This is a genomic window from Kerstersia similis, from assembly GCF_965139615.1.
GTDB lineage: Bacteria > Pseudomonadota > Gammaproteobacteria > Burkholderiales > Burkholderiaceae_B > Kerstersia > Kerstersia similis.
In genome coordinates this window covers 1-18,610 of record NZ_CBCSIQ010000012.1, presented here as the reverse complement: position 1 = coordinate 18,610, position 18,610 = coordinate 1, and the positions used below count along the sequence as shown (strand labels likewise).

The following is an 18,610-nucleotide window of genomic DNA, read 5'->3' as shown; positions in this document are numbered from 1 at the left end:
AATGATGGCACGAAACCCTGGTGTCGCGCGAGTTTGCCAGCGTGATTCCTGCCTGCGCCGAATGCAGGCATCCGTCCCTCGAACAGGAGCAAAGACATGAGTACACAGGCCAAGGCAATGCGCATCAGCCGTTATGGCGGCCCGGAAGTGCTGGAGTGGGTGGACATCGAGGTGCCGCCGCCTGCCCCCGGCGAAGTCACCCTGAGGCAGACGGCAGTGGGGCTGAATTTCATAGATATCTACTTCCGTACCGGCCTCTACCAGCAGCCTTTGCCGCATGGGTTGGGCTATGAAGCGGCGGGAGAGGTGATTGCCGTGGGGGAGGGCGTGACACGGCTGGCCGTGGGCGACCGCGTGGCCTATGGCCAGAGCGAGTTGGGCGCCTATGCCTCGGTGCGCAATATGGACGCCGGCCGGTTGGTCAAGGTGCCGGCCGGTGTGAGTGATGAAGATGCGGCTGCCTTGATGCTCAAGGGGCTGACGGTGCAGTACCTGTTTCGCCAGACCTACCGCTTGCAGGGCGGGGAAACCATCTTGTTTCACGCGGCAGCGGGTGGCGTGGGCCTGCTGGCATGCCAATGGGCCAGGGCGCTTGGGGTCAGGCTGATCGGTACGGTCTCCAGCCCGGAGAAAGCCGAACGTGCGCTGGCGGCAGGGGCCTGGCAGGTCATTGATTACTCGCGGGAAAACATCGCGCACCGCGTGCTGGAGTTGACGGAAGGACGCAAGGTGCCGGTGGTCTATGACGGCGTGGGCAAGGATACCTGGGAGGATTCCCTGGACTGCCTGGCGCCGCGCGGCCTGATGGTGAGCTTCGGCAATGCCTCTGGCCCGGTGACGGGCGTCAATCTCGGCATTCTGGCAGCCAAGGGGTCGCTTTACGTGACTCGGCCCACGTTGGCGACGCATATTGCCACAACCGAGGCCCTGCAGGCAGCTGCCGACGAACTGTTCGAACTGGTACTGGCTGGCAAGCTGGCCGCGCAGATATCGCGGCGTGCGCCGCTGGTCGAGGCGGGCCGGGCGCAGGAGGCGTTGCAACAGCGTGAAACCACCGGTGCGACCATATTGCTGCCGTGATGCCGTGATGCCGTGATGCCGGGGAGTGGCGGCGCGGCTACTCACGGACACAATGGAAATAATTTGTTTGGCGTTTGCCAGATTAGAATTCAGCGGTTTTTTGAATGCCTGCCCAGGCCGGGCGCTGTCCAGATGGATGGCACCGGGCCGGGCAGTTTTCTTTTTCCGCGGCATGTTCCGGTATCTGGCTCAATCGCCGTGGCTGGACGAGGCGGGTTCTCATGGAGCGATACCACATGAATTTTTCCTTGCGCAAGTCGTGGCTTGCGCCGTTTTGTTTGAGCCTGTCCCTGGCTGCTTGCGGTGGCGGGGATGATTCCGGCGGCTCGGACGGCGGCGGTACTGCCCCTGAAGAAAATACGCCCGCAGCGAGCATCGCAGCGCTGGAGCGGGACGGCACCTTGCCCGCATTAGATCGCAGCGAGAGCCTGGCCGGGGAGGACAGCGATGCCAATGGCGTGCGTGACGATATTCAGGCATGGGTGCAGCAACTGCCTGCCAACGATACGCAGAAACAGGCGTTGATGCAGCTGGCCGCAGCCAACCAGCAGGCATTGCTGGTGGATGTCGCGGATGAACCCGCGCTGCGCCAGGTGGTTGCCCAGCAGATGGCGGGCGTGAAGTGCGTGGTGCGCCGCGAGGCGGATGTGCTGGGCGGCGAAAACACGGTGACCGGCCTGCGCGACCGCACGGCCAATACCGAAGTGCGTGCCCGCGCCTATATGCGCTACATGGAAGCCGTCAATGGCTACGTCATCAAATCCCCGGATGGCAATGGGTGCGGCGATGAGTAAGGGCTTGCGGTTTGCCGCGTTTCCGTTCGCTCCGTTTCCGTTGGCGCGCTCCTATCGCACGTTTGCCGTCGGCCTGGCCGCTGCCGCTGCGCTCTCGCTAGGGGCCATGCAACCCGCACTGGCGCAAGAGGCGCCTGCCAGTCTGTGCGAATCCAGTGGCTATGTACTGGGCTTTTTCAACGGCGTCTGGAACGACCCGACCGAGGCTGCGCACGGCATGGAGCGGCTGATGCTGCTGGCTGGCGACAGCTATGGCGGTGAGCGCGTGACTGCCGAACTGTTCTACAACACCTCGGGCAAATTGGCGGATCGCCCGGATGTGACGAGCCTGGAAGATGTTGCTGAAGTTTTCATCCAGCGCTCCGGTGAAATCGACGGCGTACTCAAGCAGCGCTGGGAATATTTCTGGAGCACCTTGAGTGGCGCCGGTGAGTCGTCGCTGTGGGAACGCCTGAAGGAGAGTCACCAGGCGTTTGGCGATGCCTACCAGGCCTGGAAAGAGACGGTGAAGGCCAAAATGGTGGCCGTCCTGGCGGGCATGGCGTCCAAGCCACCGACGGAAGCGGATTACATCCGCCACAATGCGCGTATCCAGGGGCTGGTGACGGAACGCAAGAAACTGCTGCTGGTGGCGCATTCCCAGGGGAATCTGTTCGTCAACAAGGCCTACGACGAAGCTGTCAGGGTCAGCGCTTCCACGGAGAGCGCCAAGGTGGTGCATATCGCCAGTGCGGCACCGACGCTCAATGGTGAGTACACCACGGTGGATATTGACCTGGTCATCGGCGGCTTGCGCGCCGTTGCGGGCAGCACGCCGGCCGCCAACCTGAATATCCCGTTCTCCAAGACGGATGCGTCCGGCCACAAGCTGATCGAAACCTACCTGGATGGGACACGCGCCGCGCGCGGTCAGATTCAGGCGCAGATGGCAAAGGCGCTGGGAGAGCTCAAGGCGCCGGCCACTGCGGGGGAAACCGGCTTCTTTACCGTGACACTGACCTGGGATGGCACCGGTGATGTTGATCTGCATACTTTCGAACCGCAAGGCGCGCAGGTCTATTACTCCAGGCGGCGCGGCCAGAGCGGTTATCTGGATACGGATAACGTCAATGCCTACGGGCCGGAGCATTACTACGCCAGTTGCGATGCGAACGTGCTGCAAGCGGGCGTGTACCAGATCGGCATCAACAATTACGCGCGCGCCGAGGGCCGTACCGCGACCGTGCAATTGTCCTCTGCCAAGGATGGGGAATTGCTGACGCGCCGCCTGCCGGTGGGCGAAGTCCGTGGGACAGCGGGCGATAGCTCACCGATTCCGGTCTTCAATGTTCAGGTGACACGGAGCGCCGACGGTGCCTGGAGCGTCGCGCCCCAGTAAGAACGGCTGGCCCTGAACGTGAAGCGGCCCGCCCGGTCTGTCATGGCCGGGCGGGCCGCTTTTTCTTAAGCCTGGCTCAGCCGGCTTGGCTGTCAGGGCGCTGGCCGCGTGGAGTCAGGCAAACGCCAACCCTGTGCGGCTGGCTGGAATCAGTGCTTTGCCGCGTCTGCTTCCGTGTGGTACTGGCCGACACGCTCGACTTCGTTGCGCGAACCCAGCACGACGCTTACGCGCTGGTGTAGTTGCGTGGGCGGCACATCGAGAATGCGCTGGCGGCCGTCAATGGCGGCGCCACCGGCCTGCTCGACCAGGAAACTCATGGGGTTGGCTTCGTACATCAGGCGCAGCTTGCCGGGTTTGGACGGTTCGCGGGCATCCCAGGGGTACATGAAGATACCGCCGCGCATCAGGATGCGGTGCACATCGGCCACCATGGAGGCGACCCAGCGCATATTGAAATTCTTGCCGCGCACACCGCTTTCGCCAGCCAGGCATTCGTCGATATAGCGCTTGACCGGGGCATCCCAATGGCGCTGGTTCGACATATTGATGGCGAATTCCTTGGTGTCGGCCGGGATCTGGATGTTGTCATGCGTCAGCACCCAGGCGCCGATGTCGCGATCCAGCGTGAAGCCCACCACGCCGTGACCGAAGGTCAGCACCAGCAAGGTTTGCGGGCCATACACCGCATAGCCGGCGGCAACCTGTTGCGTGCCGGGCTGCAGGAAGTCCGCCTCGGAGGCGTCCTGGCCACCCTTGGCTGTCTTGAGGATGGAGAAAATGGTGCCGATGGAGACGTTGACGTCGATATTGGATGAGCCATCCAGCGGATCGAACAACAGCAGGTATTCCCCCTTGGGGTAATGGCTGGGAATCTTGCGGATGGTGTCCATTTCTTCCGAGGCCATGGCAGCCAGACAGCCGCCCCATTCATTGGCTTCGATCAGGATATCGTTGGACATGACGTCCAGTTTTTTCTGGACTTCGCCTTGAACGTTTTCGCTTTCCAGGCTGCCCAGCACGCCACCCAGCGCCCCTTTGCCGACCGAATGGGAGATGCTTTTGCAGGCGCGGCTGACGGTCTCGACCAGCTGGCGCAGAGCTTCAGGCACGCATTGGTGGTCGCGCTGCTGCTCGATCATGTATTGAGTCAGGGTTTTACGGGACATGGTGTTCCAGAAAATAGTGAAAAGACGGGAAATGGGAATTCAAAGGGCCAAGGCCTTGGCGGTAATCTCATCGACGTTGCGCGACAGCGGCTGGTGCGCGCGGACGCGTTCGATCGCCGCGCGCATCGGTGCGCTCAACGCGGGAGCATGGGCTGCCCAGTTATCCAGCCCACGGGCCAGACGGGCTGCAATTTCCGGGTTGATGGCGTCCAGCGCCAGCACTTGTTCGGCCCAGAAATCGTAGCCTGCGCCATCGGCCTGATGCAGGCCGGAGGCATTATTGAGGCAGAACTGGAAAACCAGGGAACGCGCCCGGTTGGGATTGCGCAGCGTGAAGGCGGGATGGGCCAGCAGGCGTCGGGCCGCAGCAACATCGGTGGCGCGCGAACTGGCCTGCAGCGCAAACCATTTATCGACGACCAGCGGGTCATGCTGCCAGGTGTCATAGAAGGCCGCCAGTCGCTGCTCCGTGTCGGCGTCGCGGCTGTCATTGACCAAGGCAGTGAGCGCCGCCAGGCCATCGGTCATATTGCTGGCCGTGTCGTACTGGGCCAGGGCTAGTTCGCGCGCACCGTCCACCTTGCCGGACAGCAGGTAGGCCAGCGCCAGGTTGCGTAGGGCGCGCTTGCCGGCGGAGGGGGCGTCGGGCGAATACGGGCCTGCTACCGCATTGGCATCGTAGGCTACCCGCCAGAGCGGCGCCAGGGCGCGGCCCAGTTCGGCGCGCAGGAAGTCGCGCGCGGCAGAGATGGCGGGCGGGTCCATTTTTTCCATGCGCTGCGCCAGGGTTTTTTCCGAGGGCAGCGCCAGGGCGCGGGCGCGGTAGCCGGCATCCAGGCCGGGGGCGCTCAGTTGGGCGCGCCAGGCATCCACAAAGACCGGGTCGGCGCGCATCGGTTCGCCAGCGCGCAGGCGTGCCGCATTGGCCAGCATCTGTCGGGCGGCCAGTTCCTGCCCGGCTTCCCAGCGCGCGAAGGGATTGCCGTCGTGTGCCGAGAGCAAGGCCAGATCGGCATCCTGCCAGTCATAGTCAACGATGACGGGCGCCGAGAAATTGCGCAGCAGCGACGGTGTTGGCGCTGCCGCCATGTTTTCGAAGCGCCATTGCTGGCGTGCTTCGGTGAGTTCCAGCAGGAAGGTATCAGCCTGCTGGCCATTCAGGACGGGTGCCAGTGCCTGGCCATCAGCGGCGATAAAGCCGATGGCAAAGGGGATGTGCAGCGGCGCCTTGATGAAATCGGGGCCACGTTCTTTTTCCACGCCTACTGGCGGGTTGCTTTGCGAGAGCGTGACCACGCACGATCGGGTGGTGGCGTCATACTCCAGTTCGACGCGTACGCGCGGCGTGCCGGCCTGCTCGTACCAGCGGCGGAATACGGCCAGATCCTTGCCGGGGTGCAGGCGTTGATAGACTGACTCCATCGCATTGACGAAGTCGTCGCAGGTGACGGCCTGGCCGTCATGGCGCCGGAAATACTCGCGTATGCCTTCCTGGAAGCCGGCTTCGCCCAGCAGCGTGTGCTGCATGCGGATGACTTCGGCGCCCTTCTCATAGACCGTCGCGGTGTAGAAGTTGCCGATTTCCTGATAACTGTCCGGACGGATGGGGTGCGCCATCGGGCCGGCGTCTTCCGGGAACTGTGCGGCGCGCAGCACGGTGACATCGTCGATGCGCTTGATGGTGCGGGCACTGGCGGCGGCATCGGCGTCCAGGCCGGCAGCCATCATGTCGGCGGTGAATTCCTGGTCGCGGAAGACGGTCAGCCCTTCCTTGAGACTCAGTTGGAACCAATCGCGGCAGGTGACGCGGTTGCCCGTCCAGTTATGGAAGTATTCGTGTCCGATAACGGCTTCAATGGCACGGTAGTTGCCATCCGTGGCGGTTTGCGGGTCGGCCAGCACATAGGCGGCATTGAATACGTTCAGCCCCTTGTTTTCCATGGCGCCCATATTGAAGTCGCGGGCGGCGACGATCATGAAGCGATCCAGATCCAGTTCCAGCCCGAAGCGCTGTTCATCCCAGCGCACCGAGCGCTCCAGCGATTCCAGTGCCCAGGCGGTCTGGCTGCCCGAGCCCGGGTCGGCATAAACCTGCAACAGGGCGTCGCGGCCGCTGCGCGTGCGCAGCGTGCTTTCGCGGCAATCGAAATTTCCGGCCACCAGGGCGAACAGATAGCTGGGTTTGGGGTGCGGGTCTTCCCAGACGGCCTGATGGCGCCCATCGGCCAGGGTGGTCGTTGCAATCAGATTGCCATTGGACAGCAGCAGGGGATAGTCGGTGCGATTGGCGCGCAGCGTGACGCGATAGCGCGACATGACGTCAGGGCGGTCGGCGAACCAGGTAATGCGGCGGAAACCTTCGGCCTCGCACTGGGTGAACAAGCTGGCGCCGGAGACATACAGCCCCATCAAGGTCGTGTTCTGGGCCGGGTGGCACAGGCTGGTGATCTGCACCAGCGCATCGGCGGGCAGGCCATGGATGCTCAGCGCGCCGCTGGCGCCGTCGAGCTGGTAGCGTTCGGCATCCAGCAATTGCCCATCGACATGAATGGCATGCAGCATCAATGCTTCGCCATCGAGGACCAGCGGGCTGTCGGCTGGCGCATCCGGCTGGCGCGTGACGCGCATGCGGGACACGACCCGGGTCGCCTGGGCGGCCAGGTCGAACTCAAGTTCGATGGACGGAATCTGGAAAGGATAAGGCTGGTAATCCTGACGCAGGATTGTGGTCGAGCTGGCGTGGCGCATAGCGAGGTCATCATGCTTAAGATTGAACGGCTACATTGTAGTCGTCCGCGCGCCTGAACTGTGGCGGGCTGCGATAGCGGGGCCTGCCACAGGTCGGGCAGGCAGGTGGGCGGCAGGCCCCAAGCGCCTCAGGCATGTCGTCCGCTAAACTTTTTTGGGCCTGGACTGTCAGAGCAATAGAATATTCAGCGACCCGATTCAGTGGCTCAATACTCAGTGGCCCAGTTTTCGCGGCCCAGTTTCAGTGACTCAGGCACCGGGGTGCCAGGAGATACCTTCATGTTCCGTACAACAGGAGTTTCATCCGGATGGCGCATGCCAGGCTGGCGCCTAGGCCTGGGGCTGGCTGTATTTATGCTGGCGGGCTGCGCGTCCAGTATTTCCGCACGGGTGACGAGCTTCCAGCAGTGGTCGGACAGCTATGAGGGCCAGACCTACGAGATCGAGACCCCGGAACACAGCCGGGGCAATCTGGAGTATGCCTCGTACGCTGACATGCTGCGTGCGGCGCTGGGCGCGACCGGGCTGGTCGAAGCCCGGACGGGGCAGCCAGCGCGCTTCCTGGCCGGCTTCGAGTACCAGATCAAGCCGGTAACGGCGCTGGTTGAAGAGCCGGTCTGGTGGGGCATGGGGCCGCCGGGGTTCAGGCCGCGCTTCTATGGCTACGGTTATGGGTATGGCTATTGGGGCGGCCCGCCGGAATGGGTGACGCGTCCGGTGGCCGCCAAGGAATACCGGCTGACAGTCACGATACGGGACAAGGACAACCATGACGCCGAGGTTTACCGTTCGACCGCCGAACATCTGGGCGCGGGCGATGCCGACAACCTGGAAGTGGCGCCTTATCTCTTCCGTGCGGTCTTCGATCATTTCCCGGGCAATAACGGCCAGGTGCGCAGGGTGAACTACCAGCTGGCGGATTAGCGCGTGTCGAACGTGTCGAATGGGCGTCCGGGTTGATCGGTGGGTTGCGGCAACGGGGTGTGGCAGCGGGGTGGGGCGGCTGGCCGCGGTATCGCAGAAGCCCAGGGGAACCCAGGGCGTACGGGCACGGGCTTTCCGCCGGGGGCGTGACGCTTTGCCCGGCCTGCGGTTCGCTGCGCAGGCCGCGGCGGCCCCCTGCCGGGGCAGGGAAACTGCTACGATCCTGACGGTGTGCCGGCGGGTCTGAGCGCCGGCGGCAGGCAGCAGGCGGCGTGCCTCTGTCTCGATCGCATCTCCCAGGGGAAATTGGCATGTCGGAAATTGCAGCTGCTGCGGTGGCAAACACAGCTTTGCCGGTCGCAGGAATCCAGATGGTGTCCACGCCTGATGTCCAGGAAAATCTGGCGCAGGCAGAAGCGTTGATTGCGCAGGCAGTGGCAGGGGGCGCCCGGCTGGTGGCCTTGCCGGAGTATTTTTGTCTGATCGGCCTCAAGGACGAGGACAAACTGGCCATTATCGAAGAAGATGGCGCCGGCCCGCTGCAGTCCTTTTTGTCTGAACAGGCGCGCCGGCATGGAATCTGGCTGGCGGGAGGAACTATTCCGCTGGCGACGGGCGATACCGGCAGGCTGTTCAATGCGCAACTGGTCTATGGCCCGGATGGCCGGCAGGTGCAGCGCTATGACAAGATCCACCTGTTCAGCTTTACGCGCGGCCAGGAGTCCTATGATGAATCCCGCGTCATCCGGGCGGGGGCCGAGGTTCGTACGTTTGACACGCCTTGCGGGCGGGTCGGGCTCTCTACCTGTTACGATCTGCGTTTTCCGGAAATGTACCGGGCCATGGGGGCCGTCAGCCTGTTGCTGGTGCCCGCGGCCTTTACCTACACCACGGGCAGGGCGCATTGGGAAATCCTGTTGCGCGCGCGGGCCATTGAAAATCAATGCTATGTTCTGGCGCCCGCCCAAGGCGGGCGGCATGCCAGTGGCCGGCGTACCTGGGGGCATGCCATGTTGATCGACCCCTGGGGCGAGATCGTTGATGTCCTTGAGGAAGGTGCAGGGGTGGTCAGTGGCGTGGTGGATCCGGCGCGCATCGCCAGCATTCGTACTGATTTGCCTGCGTTGCGTCATCGCGTGCTGTGACGCAGGCCGCCGTGCACCGGCTGCTGCACCGCATGACGGGCAGCGCCGGACGGCCAAACCAAATTGCTTGAAGAGTCTATGAAACGAATTGATCCCGGGCTTGATGCCCTCAATACCGCCAGATCCATACTGCTGGATCCCTGGGGTTTGGATGAAAGCCATCTGGCGCGAGCCCTGGGCGAGATTTTTACGCATCGCGTCGATTATGCCGACCTCTATTTCCAGCATACTCGCAGCGAGGGCTGGAGCCTGGAAGAAGGGGTGGTCAAAAGCGGCAGTTTTTCCATTGAACAAGGCGTAGGCGTGCGTGCCATTGCTGGCGAGAAAACTGCTTTTGCCTATTCCGATCACCTTTCAGCGGATGCCTTGCTGGCTTCGGCGCGCACGGTGCGCGGCATTGCACGGCGCGGCGCGGGCCGCCAGCAGGTCGTGACGGGGGACGCGGCCGCCGGGCGGGCGTTGTACCCGGCCGTCGATCCCTTGCTGACGCTGGAAGCGCCGGATAAAGTGGCGTTGCTGGAGCGCGTGGAGCGCATGGCCCGCGCACGCGACCCGCGCATCATTCAGGTCATGGCCAGTCTTGGTGCCGAGCATGATGTCATTCTGGTGGCTGGCAGCGATGGCCGCCTGGTGGCGGATGTCCGGCCGCTGGTCAGGCTGTCGGTCAGCGTGATCGCCGAACACCAGGGCCGCCGCGAAATCGGTCATGGCGGTGGTGGCGGACGTGCCGGCCTGGCCTACTTCACCGATGCCGTGCTGCAGGGCTATGTCGAACGTGCCGTGCATGAAGCCTTGGTGAATCTGGAGGCCCGCCCTGCGCCGGCAGGGGAAATGACGGTGGTCATGGGGCCGGGTTGGCCGGGCATCCTGTTGCACGAAGCCGTGGGGCATGGCCTGGAAGGAGACTTTAATCGCAAGGGTTCCAGCGTGTTTGCCGGACGTGTGGGCGAGCGGGTGGCGGCCAAGGGCGTGACGGTTGTTGACGACGGCACCCTGGAAGGGCGGCGGGGCTCCCTGAATGTCGATGATGAAGGGAATGCCACGCAGCATAATGTGCTGATCGAAGATGGCATTTTGCGTGGCTACATGCAGGATTCATTGAATGCCCGGTTGATGGGCGTTCCGCTGACGGGCAATGGCCGGCGGGAATCCTATGCCTATCTGCCGATGCCGCGCATGACCAACACCTATATGCTCGGTGGCCAGACACCGCCGGAAGAGATCATCGCGTCGGTGAAAAAAGGCCTGTACGCCGTCAACTTTGGCGGTGGGCAAGTGGATATCACCAGTGGCAAGTTTGTGTTTTCCGCTTCCGAAGCCTACATGATCGAAGACGGCAAGGTGACCTATCCGGTCAAGGGCGCGACGCTGATCGGCAACGGGCCGGATGCCATGAACCGGATCAGCCTGATCGGCAACGACATGGCGCTGGACGGGGGCGTCGGCACCTGTGGCAAGGAAGGGCAGAGCGTGCCGGTAGGCGTGGGTATGCCGACCCTGCGTATGGAAGGGCTGACGGTGGGCGGCACGGCCTGATGGCGGCAGCCCGCGCTGCCATGATGGGGCGCCAGGCATCCTGAGATGACGAAAATGGCGGCGTTGCCGCCATTTTTGTATTTTTGCCACGTTTCGGAAAAACGAATGCACAGGATGAAAATGCCGCTAGGCAGCTGAATTTTTTGTGCTACCATGGATTACATGAATATCCTCAATGCACGATTTTATTTTGCGTACTATTTTCCGATGCCGCTGGCGGAGGAAGGGACGCGTCGTACCTGAGGTTTTCTACCCGTTTCCCTGAAAAAGCCGCCAGCACTGTCTGGCGGCTTTTTTTCGTATGTCGTCGGGCGCAGTTGGCGCAGAAATTATCTAAAACAGGAGTGTCTCCGTGTCTCACAATACCGATGACCTGCGGATCAAAGAAATCATGGAACTGGCTACCCCGGCTGAGGTGATCAGCGAATTGCCGTGTTCGGCGCGAGCTTCCACTGTGGTTCATGATGCGCGCCAGGCCGTGCACCGTATCCTGCATGGCGAAGACGACCGGCTGGTGGTCGTGATCGGCCCGTGTTCCATTCATGATCCTGCTGCTGCCCTGGAGTATGCCCGCCGCCTGCAGCCCATCCGCGAACAATTGTCTGACCGCCTGGAAATCATCATGCGGGTGTACTTCGAGAAACCGCGCACCACGGTCGGCTGGAAGGGTTTGATCAATGACCCCAGCCTGGATGGCAGTTTCAACATCAATGCCGGTTTGCGCCTGGCGCGCCGCCTGCTGCTGGAAATCAACGAGCTGGGCATGCCTGCCGGCTGCGAGTTCCTGGACATGATCACGCCGCAGTACATCGCTGACCTGGTGGCATGGGGGGCGATTGGCGCCCGTACCACGGAAAGCCAGGTGCACCGCGAACTGTCGTCCGGCCTGTCGTGTCCGGTCGGTTTCAAGAACGGGACGGACGGCAATGTCAAAATTGCGCTAGATGCGATTCGTGCGGCGTCGCAGCCGCACCATTTCCTGTCGGTGACCAAGGGTGGCCGTTCCGCCATTGTTCGTACCGCCGGTAATGACGATTGCCATGTCATTCTACGTGGCGGCAAACAGCCCAACTATGACCATGCCAGCGTCGAGGCTGCCAGCGCGCTGATGCGAGCCAATGGGCTGGATCCGCGCATCATGATTGATGCGAGCCATGCCAATAGCAGCAAGAAACCGGAAAACCAGCCTCTCGTGGTCGCGGATATCGCGTCGCAGGTCAGTGCCGGGGATGATCGCCTGGTGGGCGTGATGGTCGAGAGCCACCTGGTCGCCGGGCGCCAGGATCTGGAAGAGGGCAAGCCGCTGGTCTATGGCCAGAGCATCACCGATGGTTGCATCGGCTGGGAAGAGTCGGTGGCGGTGCTGGAGCAGCTGGCCGCAGCCGTGCATACGCGCCGCGAAGTCTTGGTGTAAAAATGCTATCCTAAACGTCGCCTGTTCTGGCGGGAAGATTCCCGCAGCACGGGCCCGTTTCCTGCGGGGAGGCGCAGGCGCAGGAAGATATCCTGCGCGTAGCGCCTCCCCGTGTTGCTTTTCAGGCGTCCTGATTGCTGACGCATGGGGCAAGTGGGAAACGGGTGCGTGCGGATCAGGCGGCTGCGCGGCTCGGGCCGCGTCTCTATTGATAATAAACGGCGCGGCAATCCAGCCTTATGGGCGACAGTGATTCGCGTGCCAGGAAGACAACACCATCATGAATGCCCATATTGAATCCATCCAGGCGCCTCGCGCCATTCCGGCGGCTTTTCTGGAGCGCCTGCGCGAACGTTTCGGCAGCCGCTGTTCGGAAGCCGCGGCAGTGCGCGAACATCATGGCCGTGACGAGTCGCCGTACCCCGTCATGGCACCCGATGCCGTCGTGTTCGCTGAATCGACGGAAGAAGTGGTATTTGTGGCCAGGCTCTGTAATGAGTTCGGCGTTCCCCTGATTCCCTACGGTGCGGGGTCTTCCCTGGAAGGGCATGTGCTGGCGGCACAAGGGGGCGTGGTGCTGAATGTGCAGGCGATGAACCGCATCCTGTCGGTGGATGCCGGCGACCTGACGGCAACCGTGCAGCCGGGGGTATTGCGGCAGCAGCTGAATGCCGAGTTGCGCGACACGGGCTTGTTCTTTCCTATCGACCCCGGCGCCGATGCCAGTATCGGCGGCATGGCGGCGACCCGCGCCTCGGGAACCAACGCGGTGCGCTATGGCACCATGCGTGAAAATGTGGTGTCGCTGACGGTGGTGACGGCCGACGGCAGAGTGGTGCGGACCGCCGGTCGCGCACGCAAGTCGTCCGCTGGTTACGACCTGACCCGCATTTTCGTGGGCAGCGAAGGAACGCTGGGCATTATCGTCGAGGTGACGGTACGTTTGTATCCGCTGCCGGAGGCGGTGTCGGCGGCGATCTGTCACTTCAATACGCTGGATGACGCCGTGCGTTGCGTGATCGACACGGTGCAGATGGGCGTACCGGTGGCGCGTGTGGAGTTCATGGATGCGGCATCGGTTCGGGCCGTGAATCAGCACAGCAAGCTGACGCTGCGTGAAACGCCGCTGCTGGCTTTTGAATTTCATGGCAGCCCGGAGGGTGTGCGTGAACAGGCCGAGATTGTGCAGGAGCTGGCGCGCGAGCATGGCGGCGAAAATTTTGAATGGGCCGAGCGTCCGGAAGACCGGAACCGCCTGTGGTCGGCGCGTCACAATGCCTACTTCGCCTCGGTGCAATTGCGGCCCGGGTGCCTGGCCAGCACGACCGATGTCTGCGTACCGATTTCCCGTCTGGCAGAAAACGTGACGGCCGCTGCGGAGGATCTGGCGACTGCCAGCTTCCCCTCCACCATTCTGGGCCATGTGGGCGATGGCAACTTCCATGTGCTGATGATGCTCGACCCGAACAGCAAGGAAGAATGGGAAGAGTCCGAAGCCATCAATCATCGCATCGTGCGCCGCGCCATCGAGGCCGATGGTACCTGCACTGGCGAACATGGCGTAGGCTTGCATAAAATGCAGTTCCTGACCGAAGAGCACGGCGAGGATGCCATTGCGCTGATGCGTTCCCTCAAGCATGCCTTTGATCCCAACAATATCCTGAACCCCGGCAAGATCATCGCCTGGTAAAACATTGCCCGGTATGGGCGTTTCCCTGTTAAAGGACGGCGGCGCGGTGTGCTGCGCCGCCGCACTGTGAATTTCATGTCTGCTTCTTCTTCCACTTCATCCCGTGGCCGTGTCGTGATCGGCATGTCCGGCGGTGTCGATTCTTCTGTCTCCGCCTGGTTGCTCAAGCAGCAGGGCTATGAGGTGGTGGGCCTGTTCATGAAGAACTGGGAGGACGACGATGACTCCGAATACTGCTCCAGCCGCCAGGACTGGCTGGATGCGGCCAGTGTGGCGGATCTGGTGGGCGTGGATATCGAGGCCGTGAATTTTGCGGCCGAATACAAGGATCGCGTATTCGCCGAGTTTCTGCGTGAATATTCAGCCGGCCGCACGCCCAACCCTGACGTCCTGTGCAATGCGGAAATCAAATTCCGGGCATTTCTGGACCATGCCATGAGCCTGGGCGCGGACTGGATTGCCACCGGCCACTATGCCCGCGTGCGGCGCGTGCCGGCGGGCAGCGGCGTGCGCAGCGAATTGCTCAAGGCACTCGACGGCAGCAAGGATCAGAGTTATTTCCTGCACCGGCTGAGCCAGGAGCAGCTGTCGCGGGTGCTGTTCCCGCTGGGGGAAATACCCAAGACCGACGTGCGGCGTATTGCTGCGGAACTGCAGTTGCCCAATGCTGCAAAGAAAGATTCGACAGGCATTTGCTTTATCGGCGAACGACCGTTCCGGGAGTTCCTGAACCGCTATCTGCCCACGCAGCCCGGCCCTATCCTGACGCCGGAAGGCGAGCGTCTGGGCACGCATCAAGGACTGGCGTTTCATACCCTGGGGCAACGCAAAGGCTTGGGGATAGGTGGTGTCAAAGGTCATCAGAATGATGATGGCACGGCACAGGCCTGGTATGCCGCCCGCAAGGATCTGAAGAAAAATGTGCTGTATGCCGTGCAGGGGCATGAGCACCCCTGGCTGTTGAGCCACACCCTCACGGCGCAGGATGCCAGTTGGGTGGCAGGCGAGGCGCCGGCGCCAGGACGCTACGCTGCCAAGACGCGTTATCGACAGCAGGATGCGGCCTGCACCTTGCAGGCGGATGGCCAGGGCGGCTTTACGCTGACTTTCGATGATCCGCAGTGGGCGGTCACGCCAGGGCAATCAGCGGTGCTGTATCAAGGTGAGGTTTGCCTGGGCGGCGGCATTATTATCTGAGCCGGTTTCGGGGCGTTTCGCCCAGGCGCGGCGATGGAAACGGCATGCGGGTTCGACCGGCATGCCGTTTTTTTTGTGAAGCGCAATGTGTCTGGGCGCAGGCAGCAGCGAACACGCCTTGTAGCCCGCAGCAGGCGGATGGATAGCCCTGGCCGGGCTTTGGATTGCGTGATGGCAGTCTTACTGCTGGGTGTCGGAAAACGAGGGGCGCGTCAGCAATTTTTCGTGCAGGCGCACCAGGTTGGCATGTTCGGTACGCCAATCCAGTTCGGGGAATTCGTTGTCCAGATGGCAAAGGGCGCAGCCCACTGCAATATCGGCCAGGCTGAAGTTGACGCCCATGCAGAACAGCTGTTCGCCCAATTGCTGGTTCATGGCTGCCAGGGCGGCATGCACCGTGTCGAACTGCGCGGCAACGATAGCGCTGCTGCGCTGTGCTTCGGGCCGGCTGCGTTCTTCGTGGATGGTGCGGCAGGCGTCCAGCAGGCCATCGGCCAGCGCTTCCCAGCCTTTGGCGGCGGCACGCTCACGGCCAGAGGGCGGGATCAGCCGGCCAACGGGAGACAGGGTATCGAGATACTCGACAATCACGCGTGAATCGTACAGCGACGCATCGTCTTCCATGACCAGACAGGGTGTCTTGCCCAGCGGATTGTGGGTTCGCAACGATACGGTTTCGGGAACGGCGTCCTCAACGTCCCATTGAACGTTCAGTTTTTTCTCAGCGAGGACAATCCGTACTTTACGTACGAAGGGATTATTCAGCGAACCTAGCAGTTTCATGAAAGCAACGTGATCAGGCAAATGCGGTGGCAGTATATCCCAGTGAATTCATTCAACCAGATTTACCGTGCCAAGACATAATGTTTCCGGAGCAAGGGCCGTATCGTCATGGCAGGCGTGAAGCTGGCCGATGGCGCGAATCTGTGTGAGATCCGGAAAAAGAACGATGTGCGCGGAACCGGCTGTACGCGGCAAGCGGCAGGTACAGCGAAATCAGGCCACAGAGTGCCTCCTGGGGAGTGTAGCCCGGGCGTGCGAGGTTTCCGGATGCTAGAATCCGAGTCTTCGCAAATTGTTGTTTTTTTGTCAGAAATCATGCAAATCGCCGATCAGATCAGTTCCCTCAATGCCCTGTCGCCGCTTGACGGGCGCTACGCCGGCCGGGGCGATGCCCTGCGTGGCCTGTTGTCCGAAGCTGGCTTCATGGCCCACCGGGTGGAAGTTGAGATTGCCTGGCTGATCGGCTTGTCCGAAGCCGGGCTGCCCGAATTGCCGCGTTTTTCCGAGCGTGCCCGTCAACGCCTGCTCGCGCTGGTGGAAAACTTCAGCGAAGCCGATGCCGCGCGCATCAAGGCCATTGAGCGTACGACCAATCATGATGTGAAGGCCGTCGAGTACTGGCTGAAGGAACAAGTGGCCGGTGATGAAGAGCTGGATCGCGCCGCCGAGTTCATTCACTTTGCTTGTACCTCCGAAGACATCAACAATACATCGCATGCGCTGATGCTGACCCGCGCGCGTGAACAGGTGCTGCTGCCCGCGCTGGAAAAAGTGTATGCCAAGCTCGCTGGCTTGGCTGATACCCATGCCGAACAGCCGTTGCTGGCGCGTACCCATGGCCAGCCGGCCAGCCCTACCACGCTGGGCAAGGAGTTTGCCAACGTCGCTGCCCGCCTGCGCCGCGCGATCGACAATATTGCCAAGGTACAGCCGCTGGCCAAGCTCAACGGCGCGACGGGCAACTACAACGCGCATTATTCGGCGTATCCGGAAATCGAGTGGCCGGCATTCAGCGCCCGTGTGCTGGGCGGCCTGGGCCTCACGCAGAACCGCCATACCATCCAGATCGAACCGCATGACTGGATGGCCGAACTGTTCGACGCCGTGGCGCGTGCCAATACCATCATCCTGGATCTGGATCGTGACATCTGGGGTTATGTCTCGCTGGGTTACTTCAAGCAGCGCCTGAAGGAAGGTGAGGTCGGTTCCTCGACCATGCCGCACAAGGTCAACCCGATCGACTTTGAAAACTCCGAAGGCAATATCGGCCTGGCCAATGCCATGCTGCGCCACCTGTCGGAAAAGCTGCCGGTGTCGCGCTGGCAGCGTGACCTGACCGATTCCACCGTATTGCGCAACCTGGGCGTGGCATTCGGCTACGCGCTGGTAGCCTATGACGCCTGCTTGCGCGGCCTGGACAAACTGGAAGTCAACGCAGCCGCCATCGACGCCGATATCGACGCCTGCTGGGAAGTGCTGGCCGAGCCCGTGCAAACGGTGATGCGTCGTTATGGCCTGCCGCAACCCTATGAGCAGCTCAAGGCGCTGACGCGTGGCAAGGGCATTACCCAGGACGCACTGCGTGAGTTCATCTCTGGCCTGGCATTGCCGGACGAGCCCAAGGCCCGCCTGCTGGACATGACGCCGCGCAGCTATCTGGGCATGGCCGTCAGCCTGGCACGTGAGCTGTAATAAATTTCTTGCGCATCACTTGTGCTATCTGAAAATTTCCGTGCTATAATTTAATTCTTATCGCAGTACAGGTTTCGCCGGTGTAGCTCAGTTGGTAGAGCAGCGCATTCGTAATGCGAAGGTCGGGAGTTCGACTCTTCTCACCGGCACCAAATGCCTTGAAAAGGCCCCTTGTTTACAAGGGGCCTTTTTATTTTCCCGCGTGGCTGGCTTTGATGCGCAGCGAGTCCGGGGTGGTTCCTGGCGCCATTCTGCCCCTCGTGGGCGCTTGCTACGACAGGTAAGGGGAGTTTGGGCATGGGCCTGCTTGTGGCGCGTTCAGAAAGGCGCTGCAAAGAGGCTGGGCCTTCCGCCAGGAAGGTGAGGGGGCAGTCGTTTGCGGTGCGAGCAAGCTTGCCAGAGATTCAGAAAAGCCCAGGCTTAAGCCAGGGCTTTTCTGTTTTTGGGCGCGTGTGCGGCCTTCGTGTCGGTGTTGGCAATCCGGTTCGTTGCCATGCCGGGTCCTGATTCTTCCGTCCCTATCCCCTGGTGGCGCCGGTGCGCAAGCCTGCCCAGGCCCCTGGTATGCTTAATTTTTGATCATTCTTTTGCAAGTGTTTGATTTTAATTGGCTTTGATGGGGTGTCCAGTGGGTGCTAACAGGGTTATTCACAGTTGCTGTGAGTAAGTGGCACGCATGCGGCTGTTCTGCCCGGAAGCGGGGGCCAATCCGCTGGCAGGCAGGTTTTTCCGCTTGTGGAGACTCGCTTGGGTGGCAGGATGACAGGATTGATCAATTTTTGATCATGCTATTGCAAGATCATGTAATAAAAGCCATTTTCCACTCTTTCCCGCAGGTGCTAACAAGCTTATTCACACTGGCTGGGGGTAAGTACCCTCAGGTGTCTGATGGCTATTCAGGCCTGTGCATGCATCGCAGGAGGGGCTTCAGCCAGTGGGGGGCAGGTCTTGAACCGGTGGTATTCGTTCAGATGGCATTCATTGGGCGTCTTAACGTTAGCCAAGGTACGTGGCATGGAGTCTTGAGGCGGGTACCGGCGGGGGTATCGGGGTATAGGCC

At 61.8% G+C, this 18,610-nt stretch carries 13 protein-coding genes and 1 tRNA gene; 11 read left to right on the top strand and 3 right to left on the bottom strand.

Annotated features, from left to right (window positions below; all coding sequences use genetic code 11):
* Positions 1–96: 96 nt before the first annotated feature.
* From ACNA1V_RS09065 to ACNA1V_RS09055, 3 genes are all read left to right on the top strand, one after another.
* Complete coding sequence (locus ACNA1V_RS09065; protein ID WP_415833278.1) at positions 97–1,080, top strand: quinone oxidoreductase family protein; 984 nt, start codon at positions 97–99, stop codon at positions 1,078–1,080.
* A 236-nt stretch (positions 1,081–1,316) separates the two neighbouring features.
* Positions 1,317–1,874 (top strand): hypothetical protein, encoded by a 558-nt coding sequence (locus tag ACNA1V_RS09060; RefSeq protein ID WP_415833277.1) that lies wholly within the window; start codon positions 1,317–1,319, stop codon positions 1,872–1,874.
* Positions 1,867–3,252 (top strand): YfaP family protein, encoded by a 1,386-nt coding sequence (locus tag ACNA1V_RS09055; RefSeq protein WP_415833276.1) that lies wholly within the window; start codon positions 1,867–1,869, stop codon positions 3,250–3,252. The genes ACNA1V_RS09060 and ACNA1V_RS09055 overlap by 8 nt, the downstream gene beginning before the upstream one ends.
* Positions 3,253–3,401: 149 nt before the next feature.
* On the opposite strand, the gene ACNA1V_RS09050 is transcribed toward ACNA1V_RS09055, so the two are convergent.
* Positions 3,402–4,421 carry a class 1 fructose-bisphosphatase gene (locus ACNA1V_RS09050; RefSeq protein WP_415833275.1) on the bottom strand — a complete coding sequence of 340 codons (1,020 nt, stop codon included), beginning with the start codon at positions 4,419–4,421 and terminating at the stop codon, positions 3,402–3,404.
* Between the two features lie 39 nt (positions 4,422–4,460).
* On the bottom strand, positions 4,461–7,169 hold the full coding sequence (gene pepN, locus ACNA1V_RS09045) for an aminopeptidase N (RefSeq protein ID WP_415833274.1): 2,709 nt from the start codon (positions 7,167–7,169) through the stop codon (positions 4,461–4,463).
* Between the two features lie 279 nt (positions 7,170–7,448).
* On the opposite strand from pepN, the gene ACNA1V_RS09040 reads away from it, so the two are divergent.
* The 6 genes from ACNA1V_RS09040 (at position 7,449) to mnmA (ending at position 15,075) form a co-directional block, all read left to right on the top strand.
* On the top strand, positions 7,449–8,093 hold the full coding sequence (locus ACNA1V_RS09040) for a DUF4136 domain-containing protein (protein WP_415833273.1): 645 nt from the start codon (positions 7,449–7,451) through the stop codon (positions 8,091–8,093).
* A gap of 311 nt (positions 8,094–8,404) precedes the next feature.
* Positions 8,405–9,238, top strand: coding sequence for a carbon-nitrogen hydrolase family protein (locus tag ACNA1V_RS09035; protein ID WP_415833271.1), 834 nt, complete (start codon positions 8,405–8,407; stop codon positions 9,236–9,238).
* A 78-nt stretch (positions 9,239–9,316) separates the two neighbouring features.
* On the top strand, positions 9,317–10,774 hold the full coding sequence (gene tldD / locus ACNA1V_RS09030; RefSeq protein WP_415833270.1) for a metalloprotease TldD: 1,458 nt from the start codon (positions 9,317–9,319) through the stop codon (positions 10,772–10,774).
* A gap of 352 nt (positions 10,775–11,126) precedes the next feature.
* Positions 11,127–12,188, top strand: a complete 1,062-nt coding sequence (gene aroG / locus ACNA1V_RS09025) for a 3-deoxy-7-phosphoheptulonate synthase AroG (RefSeq protein ID WP_415833269.1) — start codon at positions 11,127–11,129, stop codon at positions 12,186–12,188.
* A gap of 280 nt (positions 12,189–12,468) precedes the next feature.
* On the top strand, positions 12,469–13,878 hold the full coding sequence (locus ACNA1V_RS09020) for an FAD-binding oxidoreductase (RefSeq protein WP_415833268.1): 1,410 nt from the start codon (positions 12,469–12,471) through the stop codon (positions 13,876–13,878).
* A 66-nt stretch (positions 13,879–13,944) separates the two neighbouring features.
* On the top strand, positions 13,945–15,075 hold the full coding sequence (gene mnmA, locus ACNA1V_RS09015; protein ID WP_415833267.1) for a tRNA 2-thiouridine(34) synthase MnmA: 1,131 nt from the start codon (positions 13,945–13,947) through the stop codon (positions 15,073–15,075).
* Between the two features lie 180 nt (positions 15,076–15,255).
* On the opposite strand, the gene ACNA1V_RS09010 is transcribed toward mnmA, so the two are convergent.
* Entirely contained in the window at positions 15,256–15,858 is a 603-nt protein-coding gene (locus tag ACNA1V_RS09010) for a glutathione S-transferase family protein (protein ID WP_415833266.1), read from the bottom strand.
* A 315-nt stretch (positions 15,859–16,173) separates the two neighbouring features.
* On the opposite strand from ACNA1V_RS09010, the gene purB reads away from it, so the two are divergent.
* Positions 16,174–17,550 (top strand): adenylosuccinate lyase, encoded by a 1,377-nt coding sequence (gene purB, locus ACNA1V_RS09005; RefSeq protein ID WP_415833265.1) that lies wholly within the window; start codon positions 16,174–16,176, stop codon positions 17,548–17,550.
* A gap of 76 nt (positions 17,551–17,626) precedes the next feature.
* Positions 17,627–17,702, top strand: a tRNA-Thr gene (locus ACNA1V_RS09000).
* Positions 17,703–18,610 lie beyond the last annotated feature (908 nt).